Origin of the sequence: Bacillus sp. LJBS06, assembly GCF_016924995.1 — a bacterium.
In the GTDB taxonomy this organism is placed as follows: Bacteria; Bacillota; Bacilli; order Bacillales; family Bacillaceae; genus Bacillus; species Bacillus stercoris.
This window is the reverse complement of the sequence record NZ_CP070483.1, coordinates 3,581,385-3,599,998: the sequence shown is the minus strand read 5'-3', so window position 1 is coordinate 3,599,998 and position 18,614 is coordinate 3,581,385. Positions and strand designations below refer to the sequence as shown.

The 18,614-nt window shown below is 35.6% G+C and carries 13 protein-coding genes; 10 read left to right on the top strand and 3 right to left on the bottom strand.

Translation table 11 applies throughout. The annotated features are described in order from the left end of the window. Nucleotides 1-79: 79 nt before the first annotated feature. Complete coding sequence (locus JQX68_RS18275; protein WP_134975039.1) at nucleotides 80-853, bottom strand: WecB/TagA/CpsF family glycosyltransferase; 774 nt, start codon at nucleotides 851-853, stop codon at nucleotides 80-82. 507 nt (nucleotides 854-1,360) lie between these two features. Here JQX68_RS18275 and tagD point away from each other — a divergent pair. From tagD to tagH, 6 genes are all read left to right on the top strand, one after another. Next, nucleotides 1,361-1,750, top strand: coding sequence for a glycerol-3-phosphate cytidylyltransferase (gene tagD, locus JQX68_RS18270; RefSeq protein WP_014665589.1), 390 nt, complete (start codon nucleotides 1,361-1,363; stop codon nucleotides 1,748-1,750). Between the two features lie 93 nt (nucleotides 1,751-1,843). Next, the gene (locus tag JQX68_RS18265) at nucleotides 1,844-3,034 is read left to right on the top strand and encodes a CDP-glycerol glycerophosphotransferase family protein (protein ID WP_134975040.1); all 1,191 of its coding nucleotides are present in this window, start codon (nucleotides 1,844-1,846) and stop codon (nucleotides 3,032-3,034) included. A 42-nt stretch (nucleotides 3,035-3,076) separates the two neighbouring features. After that, entirely contained in the window at nucleotides 3,077-6,298 is a 3,222-nt protein-coding gene (locus JQX68_RS18260; protein WP_147772603.1) for a CDP-glycerol glycerophosphotransferase family protein, read from the top strand. Between the two features lie 16 nt (nucleotides 6,299-6,314). Next, nucleotides 6,315-7,529, top strand: a complete 1,215-nt coding sequence (locus JQX68_RS18255; RefSeq protein WP_014665586.1) for a glycosyltransferase family 4 protein — start codon at nucleotides 6,315-6,317, stop codon at nucleotides 7,527-7,529. A gap of 211 nt (nucleotides 7,530-7,740) precedes the next feature. Then, complete coding sequence (tagG, locus tag JQX68_RS18250) at nucleotides 7,741-8,568, top strand: teichoic acids export ABC transporter permease subunit TagG (RefSeq protein ID WP_014665585.1); 828 nt, start codon at nucleotides 7,741-7,743, stop codon at nucleotides 8,566-8,568. 19 nt (nucleotides 8,569-8,587) lie between these two features. Then, complete coding sequence (gene tagH, locus JQX68_RS18245; protein WP_103031107.1) at nucleotides 8,588-10,171, top strand: teichoic acids export ABC transporter ATP-binding subunit TagH; 1,584 nt, start codon at nucleotides 8,588-8,590, stop codon at nucleotides 10,169-10,171. 38 nt (nucleotides 10,172-10,209) lie between these two features. On the opposite strand, the gene galU is transcribed toward tagH, so the two are convergent. Further along, entirely contained in the window at nucleotides 10,210-11,088 is an 879-nt protein-coding gene (gene galU / locus JQX68_RS18240) for a UTP--glucose-1-phosphate uridylyltransferase GalU (RefSeq protein WP_040081646.1), read from the bottom strand. Between the two features lie 339 nt (nucleotides 11,089-11,427). Here galU and JQX68_RS18235 point away from each other — a divergent pair, with 339 nt between their 5' ends. The 4 genes from JQX68_RS18235 to wecB all read left to right on the top strand — a co-directional run bounded on the left by JQX68_RS18235 (nucleotide 11,428) and on the right by wecB (nucleotide 17,500). Then, entirely contained in the window at nucleotides 11,428-12,795 is a 1,368-nt protein-coding gene (locus tag JQX68_RS18235; protein ID WP_147772602.1) for an alpha-glucosyltransferase N-terminal domain-containing protein, read from the top strand. 34 nt (nucleotides 12,796-12,829) lie between these two features. Further along, nucleotides 12,830-14,350, top strand: coding sequence for a glycosyltransferase (locus JQX68_RS18230; protein ID WP_147772601.1), 1,521 nt, complete (start codon nucleotides 12,830-12,832; stop codon nucleotides 14,348-14,350). A gap of 75 nt (nucleotides 14,351-14,425) precedes the next feature. Beyond that, nucleotides 14,426-16,336, top strand: coding sequence for a glycosyltransferase (locus JQX68_RS18225; protein WP_147772600.1), 1,911 nt, complete (start codon nucleotides 14,426-14,428; stop codon nucleotides 16,334-16,336). Between the two features lie 21 nt (nucleotides 16,337-16,357). Then, nucleotides 16,358-17,500 (top strand): non-hydrolyzing UDP-N-acetylglucosamine 2-epimerase, encoded by a 1,143-nt coding sequence (gene wecB / locus JQX68_RS18220; RefSeq protein WP_040081647.1) that lies wholly within the window; start codon nucleotides 16,358-16,360, stop codon nucleotides 17,498-17,500. Between the two features lie 41 nt (nucleotides 17,501-17,541). Here wecB and tagU read toward each other — a convergent pair whose 3' ends face one another. After that, nucleotides 17,542-18,462, bottom strand: coding sequence for a polyisoprenyl-teichoic acid--peptidoglycan teichoic acid transferase TagU (gene tagU / locus JQX68_RS18215; RefSeq protein WP_103031102.1), 921 nt, complete (start codon nucleotides 18,460-18,462; stop codon nucleotides 17,542-17,544). Nucleotides 18,463-18,614 lie beyond the last annotated feature (152 nt).

Genomic DNA, 18,614 nt, shown 5'->3' with positions numbered 1-18,614 from the left:
AGCGGCTGCCACGGATTGTCTGCAGGCACAGCGAAAGGTTCATGCATTTCATTACATATCATAGCTCCTTTAGGCCCCATTACAAATGGCGTGATTGATCTTTGACCTGTCCCGTATATTGCGGCTTTGCTGAAGCCCGTTCATGTTTCAGCACGGCTGTAACATACTTAGGAATGCTAAGCATTCTTCTCCAGCGCGCAGGGTTAGTGATCAGCCTGTACATCCATTCAAGGTGAAAACGGATAAAAAATGAGGGCGCTCTTTTGACATTGCCGCTGAACACATCAAAGCTTCCGCCCAGCCCTACAGAAACAGCCTGAGGGAATAGATGTCGGTATTTATGGATAAAGAACTCCTGATTAGGATATCCTAAAGCGACAAATACCATGTCAGGATTTGAGGCTGCAATTTTGTCTGCCACCTCACGTTGATTCTTCACATAGCCATCAAAGTATCCGGCAATTTCAATCCCAGGATAATCACGTTCGACTCGCTGGATTGTTTGAGCAATCACATGCTTGGCTGCACCGTAAAAGAAAACCCGTTTTTTCTTTTGATCAGCCTTCTCAAGCAAAGACGTAAACAAATCGTATCCGGCAATTCTGGATTGAAGCGGCTTACCAATCAGCTTGGAAACCATCACCACACCAATGCCATCCGGCAAAATAAAATCAGCAGATGAAAGAACCGCTTCATAACGCGGATTTTGCATCGCTTCAAATCCGATTTCAGGATTCGCTGTTACGATGAACGCACCTTTATTCTGATCCAAATACGACGTTTCTAAATGTGATACAAATGAAGTCAGTTCACCGTCTACAAAATCTAATTGATTTATGGGTTTCGTTTGCATCGTATCAACCCTCCTTTTCATCTATATGTCTATAAAAAACACGTGTCATTCGTATAATTTGATTAAAGACTCTTTGTCTGAAAACATTTTACTCTATCTTACCACAAAAATCTTTAGGAACTTTTAACATTCACATTACAATTCCTTCACGTTTTGACGATGAATTAATATGAGGAGGGCGTACAAAATAAATGACGCAGCAGAAAGAAAATCGTTTCACTTAAAAACGCGACAAAAGATTCGATTTTTTCGAAAAAGAAAACTTGTTATAATGGGTAAGAATGAGGTATTAGACCTGTAAAAAATACACATCAATGCAACGATGATACCAAAAAATGCTGGTGATTGACATTTTTAAAGAGCCTTAACTTTTATAGGAACTTATGCTATTATTGTTCAATATTAATGGTACGTAAAAAATGTGTCGAAATTATAAACAATCTGTTAAGGGTTTTGGTTTTTTTCTGGTACTCTCAGTTGAAAACAGTTGGAAGGTGATGTTATCTGATGAAGAAAGTGATAACGTACGGAACATTTGATTTATTTCATTATGGACACATGAAGCTGCTGGAAAGAGCGAAGAATCTGGGTGATTACTTAATCGTAGGATTATCAACAGATGAATTTAATCTTCAAAAACAAAAAAAATCGCATCATTCCTATGAACATCGAAAATTCATTCTAGAAACAATTGATTTTGTGAATGAAGTGATTCCTGAAAAAAACTGGGAACAAAAAATCTCAGATATTCAAAAGTACGATATAGATACATTTGTCATCGGCGATGATTGGAAAGGAGAATTTGACTTCTTAAAGGAATATTGTGAGGTCATTTACCTTCCAAGAACAGAAGGCATTTCAACTACCCAAATCAAAAAAGACATGGCTAGTTTATAGAAGCACCAACTTAAAGAGGCTTGAAGTAATTCAGTTGCTTCTTTTTTTCTTGTTTGCGCAAATATAAATTTTTTACTCTTTAAGGAGTTCATGATGAAATCTTTTATTTTACAAAAATGCAGAAGTTTATTAGTTAGGTCCTATTCACTTCTTTTTAAGATTTTTGCTCTTCTGCCAAGAAACAATAAATTAATTTTATTTGAAAGCTACTCAGGAAAACAGTTTAGCTGCAATCCACGAGCAATCTATGAATATTTACAGGAAAATAAAGATCAATATGATTATAAGATGATATGGAGCATTGATAAACGATATTTGTCGGCATTAGACGGTGTTGATGCTGCATATATAAAAAGATTTTCTCTTAAGTGGATTTGGTACATGGCTACAGCGAAATATTGGATTACAAACAGCCGGCTGCCTTTATGGATTCCAAAACCTAAAAACACATTGTATGTCCAGACGTGGCACGGCACGCCATTAAAAAAGCTTGCCAATGACATGGATGAAGTGCACATGCCAGGAACCACAACTGAAAAGTATAAACAGAATTTTCTGCAGGAAGCTAGCAAATGGGATTATTTGATTTCTCCTAATGCTTATTCAACTGAAATCTTTAAACGGGCGTTTCAATTTAAAAAGGATTTAATAGAATCAGGTTATCCAAGAAATGATTATTTATTTTCACCAAAAACAAATAATGAGAAAAATAGTATAAAACAGAAACTTGGTATAGATATAAATAAAAAAGTTATTTTATATGCGCCTACATGGCGGGATAATTCCTATCATAAAAAAGGCGCTTATAAATTCGACATACATTTGAATTTGAAAAAACTAAAAGAACATCTAAGCAAAGAATATGTTGTTATACTTCGAATGCATTATTTAGTTGCTGATGTTATTGATCTAGAGGGATTAGAAGAATTTGCGTATGACATGTCAATGTATAAAGATATCCGTGAACTATATTTTGTTTCAGATATCTTAATAACTGATTACTCTTCAGTATTTTTTGATTTTGGATCACTTAAGAAACCTATTATCTTTTTTGTTCCCGATATTGATATATACAGAGATAAATTAAGAGGTTTTTATTATGATTTTGAAAGTGAAGCTCCTGGGCCACTCTTGATGACCACAGAAGAAGTTATTGAATCTATTTATGAAGTCGAAAGTTTTGATTACAGTACTAATTATAATTATCAGAAATTTCATAGCAAGTTTTGCTACTTAGAGTCAGGTGAGTCAACAAAAAGAGTTGTAAAAAGGCTTTTTGGATAAAAATTAATTTATTTAAAAGGAAGTAGAGAAAGGCGAGACTTAATGGACTACGGCATATATTTAATAAACATGAGAGTTGAAAACGAAAATATCATATTTGATTTGATGTGTGAAGAAAAGGATTTTTATGATCACTTTTTTAGTAAGTTAGAGAATGTTGTTCTTGCAACTTTTAATAGACATATAGATATCTTATCGAATATCTCTTTACTTAGAAATGAAGGCATCATGAAAGTTGCTATTCCAATAAATGAGCTTAAGCCTTGTTCAGATCAAACAGTTTTTAAATTGAAGCTTATGTTAGATAGTGATGAAGTATTTATTGATATCCTAAACCATTTAAATGATACATTTAAACTTGTTATTGACGGATCTGTGCTAGAGTTTGCTCCTCAAGAAAATGATAATTTAATCATAAATAAAACAAACCTTTCCGAATTGGCTTTTATAGTTAAAAATGTCCAAACGTCAACAAATCGTACGACTTTTTTTGGGTCGCATCCATTTTTCTTTTTAAATAATTCAGTCCAATTCATCAACTGTTACTTAGAAAACGAAGTAACAAAGGAGCAATTAATAATAACGACTAAATCTTTTATACTTACAGAAGACTCTACTTTTGAAATATCCTTAACAATGAAGGATTATCCTATATATGAAGGTAATTGGTATTTTTATACCCAAGTTAAGGTAGGTAAAGAGCAGTGTACAATTAGAATGAAAAATGATATTAATACTGCTTTACAAACAAAAGAGATTTTTACTGAAAATGGCGAACTCTTTGTTCATAATGTTTCCCAAAATCAAAATAAAGAATTGCTAATTAACATTTCTAAATTTAATGAACAGTTAATTCAAACTAAAATTCATCATTTAAGCATTGATAATAACGATCTTAATTTAAAATGCGAGGTCATTCCAAAAGAGGAAGAACAGATTCTTATTAAAAACCTAGTTTTTATCAATAGAAAAACTGAGGATAAGCACATTGTTCGCTTGCAGGAAAATGATCATGATAAAGGGCTTTTACAGATAAGTATGCCCTTTTTAATGCATAGCTTTTTTGAAACTGATGGAATATGGGATGTTTACCTAGAGTTTGATTCAAATGGATTAATAGTTAGTCAAAGATTATCATTTGATTCAGTAAATGATAAAGCTGATGGTAAATTTATTAGTCTGCCTAAAACCATTTATAATTCTAATGGAGTCATAAAAAGAGCACGTATGTATGCTACTCTAGATAATAATTTAGCAGTTTTAATAAAAGATTCAGCAATATTAGGAGATATATCTTATATACATCATGATGGTGATGATTTAATAATTAAAGGTTCTATAGAGATTTTAGATAAGGAATTTAAAATTAAAAACATTTTTTTAGCTAATGATAATGAACAGAAAATTTATTTTAATAGTAATCTTCAAAAGAATCTTTCTTTTTGGCAATTTGAGAGCAGACTTAAAGTGAAAAAAACTGATATAGATATTATGAATCATTTCACATTTGATTTTTACATTTCAATTCTTATAAAGGATCAAGAATATGTTGTAAAACTGAAATCAAACTTAGACGATATTTTAGATAAGTCACAATCTCATGTTTATCCGGAGTTTGTAATAAAAGATGTTAAACCGTTCTCAATCCAGCCTAAGTTTAATAATTTAAATGAACTATCTTTTGTTTTTTCTTCTTACATTAACGCTGAATGTACAGATATAATTAGTAAAAATAAAGAAATAGAAATTCGTATTGTCATTGAAAAAAATAATTTAATATACGATAAAATTTATTTGAAGTTACGAGACAAGAATAGTAGCTCAATTCTGTTAAAACCTGCACTAGAACAGGAGCAGAAAGAATATAAAGAGTTTGTGTTTTTATTAAAGGCTAACGAAACTGAAAATTATGGCTTGGAAAAACAAATGCAATACGAAGTTGGTCTATGTTTATCAATTAATAATAAGCATGTGGAGTCTTCTATAAAAATAAAAGATTTGAAACTAATAAATAGTAAGTCAACATTTAAATCTGGTGCAATTAAAATTAATAAGGCTCTCTTTTTGTCTGCTTTTATTGATAAAAGAAATTCTCTTTTAAAGATAGAAATGAGAGACATAAAGGCTACTGAAAAGAAATCAGAAAAAATAAAGTTTATATTTGCAGGACTTGTTGCAAAAGTTTTAAAACCTTTTGTTAATAAACCAGTATGGTTTGTTGGGGAAAATTTAGGGGAAGTAGCACAGGATAATGGGTTTGCCTTTTTTGAATACTGTGTTCGAAATAAAACTCAAGAAAAATACTACTATATAAGTAAGGAAGATAACAAAAATCTTGATAACCTTTTAAAATATCCGAAAAACATTATAACTTATGACAGTTTTAAACATCTTGTATTTTATCATTTAAGTAAATACCTAATAGTAAGTCATGGTATTAGAGATGTTATTCCTAGTGTCATCCATAATAAAATGAGTGAAAACCCAAAAGAAATAATCTATTTGCAGCATGGTATAATTGCAATGAAAAAATTGAGCTTTAATAGAAAATCTTATAACAGTAAAATTATAAAATTTGTTGTTTCATCTGATCATGAAAAGCGTATTTTAATAAATGAAATGAATTTTAAAAAGGATCAAGTGATGGTTACAGGGTTATCGAGGTTTGATACATTGATTGACAAAAGTAAAAAGGTGAATCCTAAACAAATACTCCTGATTCCCACTTGGAGAGAGTGGATTGATGACTTTGTAAGTTCGAAATTCTATCTCAACTACAGTTTATTTTTAAACAATAAGAAACTGCATAAACTTTTAGAAGACAATAATATTGTTTTGAAGTTTTTCATGCATATAGAACTTCAAAAAAAATATAGTAACTATTTTAAAGATCTGCATAAAAACATAAAACTAGTAAAAGTCGGAGAAGAGAGTGTTAAAAGTCTCGTCAGTGAAAGTTCTTTAATGATAACAGATTACTCAAGTGTAGCATTCGATTTCAATTATCTAGAAAAACCTGTTGTCTTTTATCAATTTGATTTATCTGACTATTTACATTACAGAGGGTCTTATGTCAATTTGAAAACAGATTTATTTGGTCAAACAGCTTACACAAATGAAAGTTTATTGGAAATCGTTCAAAAGCAAATTGAAAATGAATTTAAATATGAGAAAAAGTATAAAGTAAAATCAAAGAAATTTTATAAGTATCAAGATAAACAAAATTCTGATCGTATATATAATCAAATAAAAATGCTTAAATAGGAAGGGGGATAATTAAGTGAAAATTACTTTTTTGGTTTACAATATCTATGGTATGGGCGGAACAGTGAGAACTGTTGCAAATACAGCTAATTATTTAGCTGCACAAAACTATGATGTTGAAATTATAAGTGTCAGAAGAACAAGGGGTAAACCCATGTTTGATATAGATAAGAGGGTTAAATTGAAACCAATATTTGATGCAAGAAGAGGAAAGCTCTTTGGTAAAAACACACCCTTATATAAGAAAATAATTAAAAGAATTTTAATGAAGATACCAAGTGTGTTTATAGATAAAAATGAGGATTTATATCATATGTTTAATTTATTTGTAGACCTTAAAATTCTAAAAAAACTATCTGAAGTTAATGAGGGTGTACTTATAACTACCATACCATCTTTTAATTTCTTATCTGCTAAATTTGTTAATCGTAATGTCATTAAAATTGGCCAAGAGCATAAGTATTTTGGCGGGTATGAAAAGTCAATTCAAACGAAAATCAGAAAGTATTATAAAAAGCTGGATGCTCTTACATGTTTAACCGATGCAGAAATAAATGATTATCATCATCTTCTAAATAATCATTCCACGGATTTATATAAAATAGAGAATGCAACACACATGCCAAAGGAGAGCTCAAACCTAGAAGAAAAAACAGTAATTGCTGCTGGAAGATTTGTTCATGAAAAAGGGTTTGACCTTTTGATTCAAGCATTCGAAAAGGTGGTTCAGCAATATCCAGAATGGAAATTGAAGATTTTTGGTGATGGTGTAGAGAAAGATTCATTGCGTCAAATGATATTCGATAAGAATTTGTATAATAATGTTTTTTTAATGCCAAAAACGGATAACATTATCAAGGAGATGACCAATTCCTCAATATATGCATTGAGTTCAAGAAATGAATCATTTGGGATGGTTATCATTGAAGCTATGTCTGTAGGGGTTCCCTGCGTTAGTTATTCTTGTATAGGTCCTGCTGAAATTATCAATGATGGTGAAGATGGAATATTAGTTGAAAGAAACAATGTAGATAAGCTCGCAGAATCTTTAACCAATATAATAAAAGAAGATAGTTTGAGGAAAACAATGGGCAGGAATGCGAAGGAAAATGTAAAAAGATACTCATTTGAAGTTGTGGGAACGAAGTGGGAAAAACTTTTGAATGAGCAAGGTTTCAAAAAAAACAAAACTCTCTTAAAAAAGGTTTATTCTGAAATTGAGGTCCAATAATCTGTAATTAGTATTTCGAGACAAATATCTCGAAATACTTTTTTGTTTACTATAGCTATAATTAGAAAATGAAATGTAAGTTTTTTTCACGGACCTTAAACCTGTTATGATGTGAAAAAAATCTCTACATCTGTTACAATATTCACCGGTGCTTTCAAATTTCTTTAACCGAAAGATCCAAAAAATCATTTAAGTCTAAGGAAGATAAACAATGAATGCATTAGTAAGAATCGTAAAAGAGCAAGTGACATCGTTTCCTCTAATTTTGCGCTTGGCTTCGTATGAGACAAAGTCTCAGTATCAGATGAATTATCTTGGTGTATTATGGCAGTTTCTAAATCCTCTCATTCAAATGCTGGCGTATTGGTTTGTATTTGGTATGGGGATTCGTAACAGTAAGCCAGTCATAACAGGTATTGGAGAAGTGCCTTTTATTGTTTGGATGCTGGCTGGTTTGATCCCGTGGTTTTTTATTAGCCCGACGATTCTCGATGGATCAAACAGTGTATTTAAACGGATCAATATGGTTGCGAAAATGAATTTTCCGATCAGTTCACTGCCTTCTGTCGTGATTGCTTCAAATTTATTTAGTTATTTTGTAATGATGGGTGTTTATGTCATTGTCCTTTTAGCAAGCGGTGTTTACCCTAGCTTGCATTGGATACAATATATTTACTATTTAATCTGCATGATTGTGTTTATGTTTTCATTTAGTTTGTTTAACTCAACAATCAGTGTGCTTGTCAGAGATTATCAATTTCTGCTGCAGGCCGTAACGAGATTATTGTTCTTTTTACTTCCGATTTTTTGGAACATCTCAGAGCAGCTCGGGAAAAACCACCCGAATCTTCTGCCTGTGCTTAAGCTGAATCCGATTTTTTATCTGATAGAAGGATTTAGGAACAGCTTCTTAGACGGAAAATGGTTTTTCCAAGACATGAAGTACACGCTGTACTTCTGGCTGTTCACCTTCCTTCTATTGTTGGTAGGTTCTATCCTGCATATGAAATTCAGAGACAAGTTTGTTGACTTTCTTTAATACGTAAGGAGATTGTACGATGAAACTAAAAGTTTCGTTTCGAAATGTTTCAAAGCAATATCATTTGTATAAAAAACAATCGGACAAGATTAAAGGATTGTTTTTTCCGGCTAAGGATAATGGTTTTTTTGCTGTGCGGAATGTCTCCTTTGACGTGTATGAGGGAGAGACAATCGGTTTTGTAGGGATAAATGGATCAGGGAAATCGACCATGTCTAACCTGCTGGCTAAAATTATTCCGCCGACCAGCGGTGAAATTGAAATGAACGGCCAGCCGTCGCTGATTGCGATTGCTGCCGGTTTAAATAACCAATTAACAGGCCGGGACAATGTCCGGCTCAAGTGTTTGATGATGGGGTTAACCAATAAAGAAATTGATGATATGTATGACAGCATCGTTGAATTTGCTGAGATTGGCGATTTTATTAATCAGCCGGTTAAAAACTATTCGAGCGGGATGAAGTCGCGTCTCGGTTTCGCAATTTCTGTGCATATTGACCCTGACATCTTAATTATTGACGAAGCTCTTTCTGTAGGGGACCAAACGTTTTATCAGAAGTGTGTAGACAGAATAAATGAGTTTAAAAAGCAAGGAAAAACCATTTTCTTTGTCAGCCACTCGATCGGCCAGATTGAAAAGATGTGTGACCGCGTCGCTTGGATGCACTACGGCGAGCTTCGTATGTTTGATGAAACAAAAACGGTTGTGAAAGAGTATAAAGCGTTTATTGACTGGTTTAATAAGCTCTCTAAAAAAGAAAAAGAGACATATAAAAAAGAGCAGACGGAAGAGAGGAAGAAAGAAGATCCTGAAGCGTTTGCCCGTTTCCGCCAAAAAAAGAAAAAGCCGAAATCATTGGCTAATGCGGTTCAAATTGCTATTTTGTCTATCCTGACTGTATTCATGGCAGGAACGATGTTTTTTAATGCCCCGCTTCGTACAATTGCTTCGTTTGGCGCTATCCCGCAAAATGAAGTGAAGAATCATCATGGCAATGCAAAGGGCAAGTCAGAGGAACGCTTAACCGCAGTTAATAAGCAAGGGTTTATATCAAATGAAAAAGCCCCTGCTTATAAGGATCAAGGTTTCAAACAGAAGGCTGACGTTACACTGCCATTCGGTACAGAGGTGACGGTAGCTGCAAAAGGTAAACAAGCAGCGAAAATAAAGTTTAACGGACAGTCTTATTTTGTGAAAAAGAGCGCTGTTGCAACTAATATGAAACATGCTAAATTGCATGCCGCTGCCTTTACGCCGTATGTCTCGCAAAACGCTGCTTCTTCCTATGAATACTTTCTGAAATTCCTGGGAGACAGCAGAATCAGCATTCAATCGAAATTGAATGGATATACTGAAGGAGATACAACTGACGGCAGAAAAACGTTAGATTTTGATTATGAAAAAATCAGCTATGTGCTGGAGAATGATAAAGCATCAGAACTGATTTTTCATAATATTTCTCCTATCAACCCGTCGTCACTATCCTTAAGTGATAGCGATGTATTGTATGACAGCAGCAAGAATCGTTTTCTTGTGAACACAGCTGATCAGGTTTTTGCAGTTGATAATGAAGAGCATACACTGACACTGATGCCGAAATAAAAAAAGGCTATTGGATGAATGTCCAATAGCCTTTTTGTTTAGATTTCTTCTTTGTTTAGTAAACCTTCCATAAATGGAACGAGCTGCTCACGAAGCTCTTTATCCTGCATCGCAAATTCTAGAGTTGTTGTGATAAAGCCGAGCTTTTCACCAACATCATAACGCTTGCCTTCAAAATCGTACGCAAATACTCTTTGAATTTCATTCAGTTTTTGAATGGCGTCTGTGAGCTGAATTTCTCCGCCGGCGCCAACCTGCTGCTCCTCTAAGTACATGAAAATCTCAGGCGTGAATACGTAGCGGCCTAAGATGGCAAGATTAGAGGGTGCTGTGCCTTTAGGCGGCTTCTCAACGAAGTTTTTCACCTGATAACGGCGGCCTTCACTTGTCAGCGGGTCGATAATGCCGTAGCGGTGTGTTTCTTCTTCAGGCACCTGCTGAACACCGATAATAGAAGAAAGTGTTTTTTCATATTCATCCATTAATTGGCGCAACCCTGGTGTTTCTGCTTGAACAATATCGTCTCCAAGCAGAACCGCGAACGGCTCATCGCCGATAAAGTTACGCGCGCACCAGACAGCGTGTCCGAGACCTTTAGGTTCTTTTTGGCGGATATAGTGAATGTCAGCCAGGTTAGAAGCCTTTTTCACTTTTTCGAGCAGTTCGGTTTTTCCTTTTTCTTCCAGGTTTCTTTCAAGCTCAGGGGAGTAATCAAAATGATCCTCGATTGCACGCTTGCTTTTTCCTGTTACGATAATAATATCTTCAATACCGGCTTCAACAGCTTCTTCAATTATGTATTGAATGGTAGGCTTATCAACGATAGGAAGCATTTCTTTCGGCATTGCTTTCGTAGCCGGCAAGAATCTCGTTCCGAGACCTGCAGCAGGGATTATGGCTTTACGTACTTTTTTCAATTTCAAAGCACCTTCCTTAAAAACAGATTTAGGGTTCAGCTTTTTGAATGCTGGGATTTAAAATGTTTGAGTTTCTTTACTCATCAATACCCTATTTTCATTCTGTTAAACACATCTAATCATATAAGAAAAACCAATATTAAACAAGAGTCAATTCAGTGACTTTGAGGTCAAGGAAATACAAAAAAATAACATCAATTGATAGATAAAACAGTTTACGCTGATCAGGTAATTCAAGAAATATAACAGCTTTTTCATCTCTAGAGCCTGCCCAGCAAAAATGATATAATGTAGTTCTGAAAATGTGACGTACGAATTTATTTGAAAGGTATTAAATAGATGATGACGATTAAGGTTTCTACTCCTAAATTAGCATATGTTTGTCAAGAGCTGAATGCTGCAAAAAAGTTTAGTATCAATACAATCGATTGGAATTATCCAATGGAAATTGTCACTTTACATCATGAGCCCAATGGACATTCTTCTTTTAAAGATACTGCTGTTATTAATATGTACAGCTACTTTAAAGGTTCTGAACCTGAGAAAGATAAAATCAAGCATCCGATTGAACAAGAAGGTTTAACATATATTCAAGAACCAAATAAGCCAATTTACCGCTATTACAATAATGGACGCTATATCAAATATCAAAGGTTTACAGCATCAGGAGAACTTGCTGTCATTGATTACTTTAATGAAAGCAGGCAAAGATTTAAAAGGGAAGAATATGATTCGTCTGGATATGTACACAGCTTAATGTACATGGATCTGGAGACTAACAAACCAAAGCAGCATCTTTATTTAAGGGCAGATGGCACTTGCTATATGACAAAATGGTATAAGAATGATGGAACAACTGAAAAAATTGTCATTTTCGACGAAAAAGAGAATATAGTCAGTGTATTGTATTCAGAAAATGAACTTTCCTGTTATTTTCTAAGCCGCTTAATAAAGGAAACGGATTATTTATTTTTAACTTCTGAAGTCAAGTTATATACAACACTAAAGTCTCTTTCAGTTGAATATTCTTCCATGTATTTAGGTTTTATAGAGACGAATGAGATGTTGGAAAACCCTGAAAAGGAAATAGACCACCTTGATGCTTTCGTGGTACCTTCCTTGAAACGATATCATGACATAATGAAACATACGGGGCCACGCACAAACATTTATTACGTTTCTGAAGAGCCGTTTACCCGCAAGCGTTTTGTGGACAAATTAATTGATCAGGTGCCATTTAATAATCAATTGAAAGATATGAATGTTGAGCTGTTAACGGCTGAATGGCAGTCGAAATCAAATTTATATTTGTCAGCCAAGGTTAAATTCAAAGGCGACGTTCCGCCCCATTCTGTTGGCCGTCATAAAATGTATTGGAAGTTAAAAAATAAGAAGAGCGGCACTGAAAGCACATTTAACGCAAAAGTAAACAGCGAGGAAGAACTTACTTTTACTGTAAGTGGTATACTTCGTGTTGACTCTGTATTAGATCAGTTGTCCACTATAGAATTGTATTTTTGTTCTGAGTGGGATAATAGCTTCTTTTCATCAGGTGTGCGAATAACCGATTCAAAGGAAATTCCATTATCAGAACAAAGTATTTCGGGCTGGCAAATTCATTTGGCAGAAGAAAATAATGATTTGCATGTTCAGACAGCTGAGGGATTTCGGAGAAAATTAATGAAACGGATGTTTGTAAAAAAATAGCAGACGAGGTTTTACCAGAAGAAGGAGCTTGAAGATGAGAAGGATCTTTTCACTAATATATGAAATAGACATTGAAAAAGGCGGCATTACAAGCTCTATGATGTCAAGATCTTTTACATTTGCGGAGCGCGGCCATAAAATCGATTTGGTCACACTTGATTATAAGGAGAATTATGATCAGATTGAAAAAGTGCTGAAGAGCGCTGGAAGGCTGCATGCTGATGTAAATATCCTCAATATTTATGATGATTATAAAAATCAGCATAGGCATATAAAAGTCGGGAATGCACAACAAAGTTATTTTGAGCTAAATCGTAATCGCTTTGAAGAACCATATGCCGTGTATCATAATGAGGAAAAATTAGAAACGGAATACTTCAAGAATGGTTTATATATGAAAAAGAAAAAATGGGATGAGTCGAATAACCTTTTATATGTAGATCATTTCAATGAAAATATGCAAATGACAAAGCGAGAATTCTTTCATGGCGGTTATGTAAATAAAACTGTGATTTTCGATACAAGAAGCGGAAAAATCAATCAAATTCACTACACAGCACCCGACGGTTTCTGTTATTTAACAGAATGGTACCATTTTAAAACAGGGGCCAGTCAAGGTGTTATGCAGTTTGGCCGAGATGAAAAGGAAGCTGTGTTTTTTAAAAATAAGCACCAGTTTCATACACATTGGCTTGAAACGTTATGTAAGAAAGAAAAGGACCCTATTATCATCTGTGACGGGGTCGGAAGTGCTTCAAAAGTAAATGAAATGCGTGCAGGATTGGCAAAACGATATTACTGTGTTCACTCAAATCATTTAGATTATCCTTATACGTTAGGCAGCAAAGTTCGAAATAATCATCAATATGCGATGGAGCACATTAAGGATTATGACGGGCTGATCGTATTAACGAATGAACAAAAAGAAGATATCATGAAGGATTTTGAGTCGAACAATAACATTTTTGTTATTCCTCATGCACCAAGAAGGCTGGAAAAATTACAAACGTATGAAAAAAAGAAAAACGAGTTTGTCATGGTGGCCAGATATCATGAGGAAAAAGGGATCGATAAGGTCATAAAAGCAATGGGAATCGTAAAAAAATCCCGGCCAGATATTGTCCTTAATATATATGGCAGCGGTCCCGGCCACGAGGAATACCAGCAATTGATTGAGGATCTCAAGTTAGATAATGTACATTTAAAAGGGTATGTCGCAAATCCTGCTCCATTTTATCAGCAGGCGCTTGCCACATTATTAACATCAAAATTTGAGGGGTTTAGTCTTGCCATTTGTGAATCGTTTTCGTGCGCAACCCCTGTTATCAGTTTTGATGTGAAATACAGCCCGAGAGAGCTCATAAAAGAACACGAAACGGGAATGCTTGTAGAACCTGATCATATTGAAATGCTTGCTGAAAGTATCATTTATTTGTACGACAACCCTGATAAAGCCATTCAATATGGAAAAAATGCAAAGAACTTAATGGATACTGAATATAGTGAAGCCCGATTATTTGAAAGATGGGAAGAAGTATTTGAAATGACGAAATAGTGCATTTTTATACTGTTTTTGTTCATTATATGAGTTTTTGTGAATGAAATAGAAGCGGATAAGGATAGAGGTGTCATGGTGAAAATTACTGCAGCAGTACCCACATACAACTCAGAACATTTTATCTCCCGCTGCCTGGATAGTCTGGTTCAACAAACCATGCCGAATAATGAGTACGAAATTATTTGTGTAGATGATTGTTCTCAGGATGGCACGGTTTCAATATTAAAAAAGTACAGTGAACAGTATTCTAATATAACGGTTATAGAACGAGAAAAAAACTCGGGAGGACCGGGAGAGCCGCGAAACCAAGCGATACGTGCTGCGAACGGTGAATACATTTTTTTTATTGATTCCGATGATTATGTAGGAATCGAAGCGTTTGAGAGAATGTATCAATTTGCAAAACAGCACGATTCAGATATTGTGCTTGGAAAGATGGTTGGTGTAAACGGCAGATCGGTCCCGCAAGCTATTTTTAAGGAAACAAAACCTGAAGCGGATCTTGTAAAATCTCCGCTTGTTTACTCAATCGGACCGACAAAACTTTTTAAAGTCTCACTGCTTAGAATGCATGACATATATTTCCCCTCTAATATACAGGCTACGGAGGATCAGGTATTTGTCATGCAAGCTTATTTAGAAGCGGACAAAATTTCTGTCTTGGCCGATTATGATTATTACTATGCTGTACAGCATGACGGCGAGCATATGACGTTTGCATACGTTGCGCCTCAAAGCTACTATGGCGCAATGAAGGTAATCATAGATATGATTCGTAATAGCCGTCTTTCTCATAACCGCAAAATGAAGTTTTTGGCGAAGTTTTTAAATCGTCATTTTGATTTTTCTAGAACAACGGACTTTACCGTAACAATTGAGGATGAACAAGAGCAGCAAACATGGATGACAGAGCTTCATCATTTTGTTGAACAAAATATACCACGGGAAATTGATAAACTTGTTCATTCTCATACGCGGTTAAAATTATATTTTGTGCGTGATAATGACTTAAAGGGTTTAAAGCAGTTTGAAGCTGATAAAGAAAATATGGCCCAATATACGTCAGTTAAAAATGGTCATATCATAGCAAACTATCCCAGCCTTATCTCATATCATTTGGCAGAGAATGAACGGATTGTTGATGACAGAAACAAAATCAGTCATTACGTGAGCGAATTTCAAATGAAGGACAACACTTTCACATTAAGAGGGTCGGTTACCCACACGGCTTTACAACCAGAGCATCAAGCTATGCAAACTTTATACGGCATTTGGGTGCACCGTGATAGAAAAACTGAAAAAATCATTTCTCCAGTGTATTCCAAGAACGGGGAATTTGAATTTCTCACGAAGTTTACTGATTTGGCCGTTAATGAAGAAGATATTGGAGTTTGGGACTTCTTTATTGAATCAGAGATTGACGGTTATAAAAAACGCGCCCGAATTGGCAGCAACAGAGAAAAATATCCCTATTCAAAGCATGCTAAATATATTGGGAATAACGGGGAATATGCTTTCAGCGCACGGCCGTACTTTACTAAAACCTATGATAATTTGTCGGTGGAGGTCAGAAAGCAGGAAGTTCTGAAAGTTGAATTCAGAAATAATGATTCGGACCAGCATTTAACGTTCGTCTTCCCTGGAAGCCAATTGTTTTTTCCGAAGCAATCCTTATTATTGCTTGAGTGTAATAACCAAGAGTTTTTAATACCAATAAAAAATCAAATCAGTTCAGCTGATGGGACAGTGATACAGGTTGATCGGAATCTCGTTGAGCAAAAGTTTGCCCCGGCTTATTTACAAAACACCAATATTGTTTTATCCATTAATTCATATAAAACAACATTGGTTCCGAAAAAGGATGTCAGTGTATACTTTTGCAGTAAAAATATTGAAAAAAAGCTATGGTGCTTTAAAATAAAGAAGAAAGTAGACCTATTTATACAATCAGATCAATCAAAATTCTATCTAACAGCCCGTTAAACAAAGAAACCAGGTGACAATATGAAAAAACTAAAAGTTATGACCGTTTTCGGGACCAGGCCTGAAGCGATCAAGATGGCACCTCTAGTGCTTGAATTGAAAAAATATCCTGAAATAGATTCATACGTAACGGTCACTGCACAGCACAGACAAATGCTCGATCAGGTGTTAGATGCGTTTCACATCAAGCCTGACTTCGATTTGAACATTATGAAGGAGCGGCAGACACTGGCAGAGATTACGTCTAACGCACTTGTGAAATTGGATGAGCTGTTTAAAGACATCAAACCCGATATTGTGCTTGTCCATGGTGATACGACGACGACGTTTGCCGGAAGCCTAGCCGCTTTTTATCATCAAATTGCTGTCGGCCATGTCGAGGCAGGGCTCCGTACAGGGAATAAGTATTCCCCATTTCCGGAAGAGCTCAATCGCCAGATGACAGGAGCGATTGCTGATTTGCATTTTGCCCCGACAGGCCAGGCGAAAGACAATTTATTAAAAGAAAATAAAAAAGCCGATTCTATTTTTGTAACGGGAAACACAGCGATTGACGCACTTCGCACAACGGTTAGGGACGGCTATTCACATCCTGTCCTCGATCAGGTGGGCGATGATAAGATGATTCTACTGACCGCGCACCGCCGGGAAAATTTGGGTGAGCCAATGGAAAACATGTTCAAGGCCATCCGCAGAATTGTTGAGGAGTTTAACGATGTACAGGTCGTTTACCCTGTGCACCTGAATCCTGTTGTCCGGGAAGCGGCGCAGAAGCATTTTGGCGATTCGGACAGAGTGCATCTGATTGAACCGTTAGAAGTGATTGATTTCCATAACTTTGCGGCAAAATCGCATTTTATTCTGACAGATTCGGGCGGTGTGCAGGAGGAAGCTCCATCTCTCGGAAAGCCGGTGCTTGTGCTGCGTGATACGACAGAACGGCCTGAAGGAGTGGAGGCGGGAACACTGAAACTTGCAGGGACGGATGAAGAAAACATTTATCAGCTGACAAAACAGCTGTTAACTGATCATGATGAGTACAAGAAAATGTCCCACGCTTCTAATCCGTATGGAGATGGAGAGGCTTCCCGCCGGATTGTGGAAGAATTACTGTTTCATTACGGGTATAGGAAAGAGCATCCGGATTCATTTACAGGCAAATAAAAAAAGAAGCTTTGCACATTGTGCGAAGCTTCTTTTTTGTTTTACTTTTCGAGGCTTTCCTTCAGCTCTTTTGTGATATCGGAAAGGGCGCTTTCATCAGCTTGGTAGTAGTAAATTCCATTGATTTTCGTGCCTGTGCCTTTCAGTTCGTGCTGTTTAATCTTTTTACGCGCGCCTTTGTAATCGGATTGGATATCCCACATGTCATCGAAGGTCAAGTTCGTTTTCACATTATTTTCAACGACTTTAAACATATCTCCGAATTTCGTGATGGATGAAATATTTGCGCCTTTATTAATGATTCCTTCTATGACTTGTCGCTGTCGGTCCTGGCGCCCGAAATCGCCTCTCGGATCCTCTTTTCTCATCCGGGTATAAGCGAGCGCTTCTTTTCCGTTCAGCGTGATTTCTCCTTTGCCGAACGAATAACCGTCATAGCTGAACGCGAATGTGCTGTTTACTGTGACGCCGCCAAGTGTATCAACAACGTCTCTAAAGCTTTCCATGTTCACTTTTACAAAATAATCAACTGGAACATCGAGGAAGTTCTCAACCGTGTCAACCGTCATCTGCGTGCCGCCGAAAGCATATGAATGGTTGATTTTATCCATTGTGCCTTTTCCGATAATTTTTGTATACGTGTCACGAGGAATGCTGACCATGTCGGTTGTATTCGTTTTTGGGTTAACGGTCATATAAATGAGCGTATCGGCACGGCCTTTATCGCCGTCGCGTTCATCCACACCCATGATTAAGACGGAAAAAGGATCCTTTTTATTGATACTGACCTCTTTATCCCTCTTTTTCGATTTATCAATGCTTTCATGAATACTTGCCACGGTTGATGCTGCTTTATGCCATAAGTAGTATGCATAGCCGCCAGTTCCGAGTACAAATACGGCCACAATGGCTAAAATGACAAGTAATGCCTTTCTTTTTTTCTTTCTTTTTTCAGCTCTCATTATAAAGTCCTCACTTTTTTGTAATCTAGTACGATTATAAGTTTCTTAATATTTGAAAACAACTAAAATTTGTCTGATTCTTTACAATAGACGGCTGCTTGTAACAAATGTTTCGGTATTTTAAGAAAATCCGCAAAAACTTTTCGTTGTTT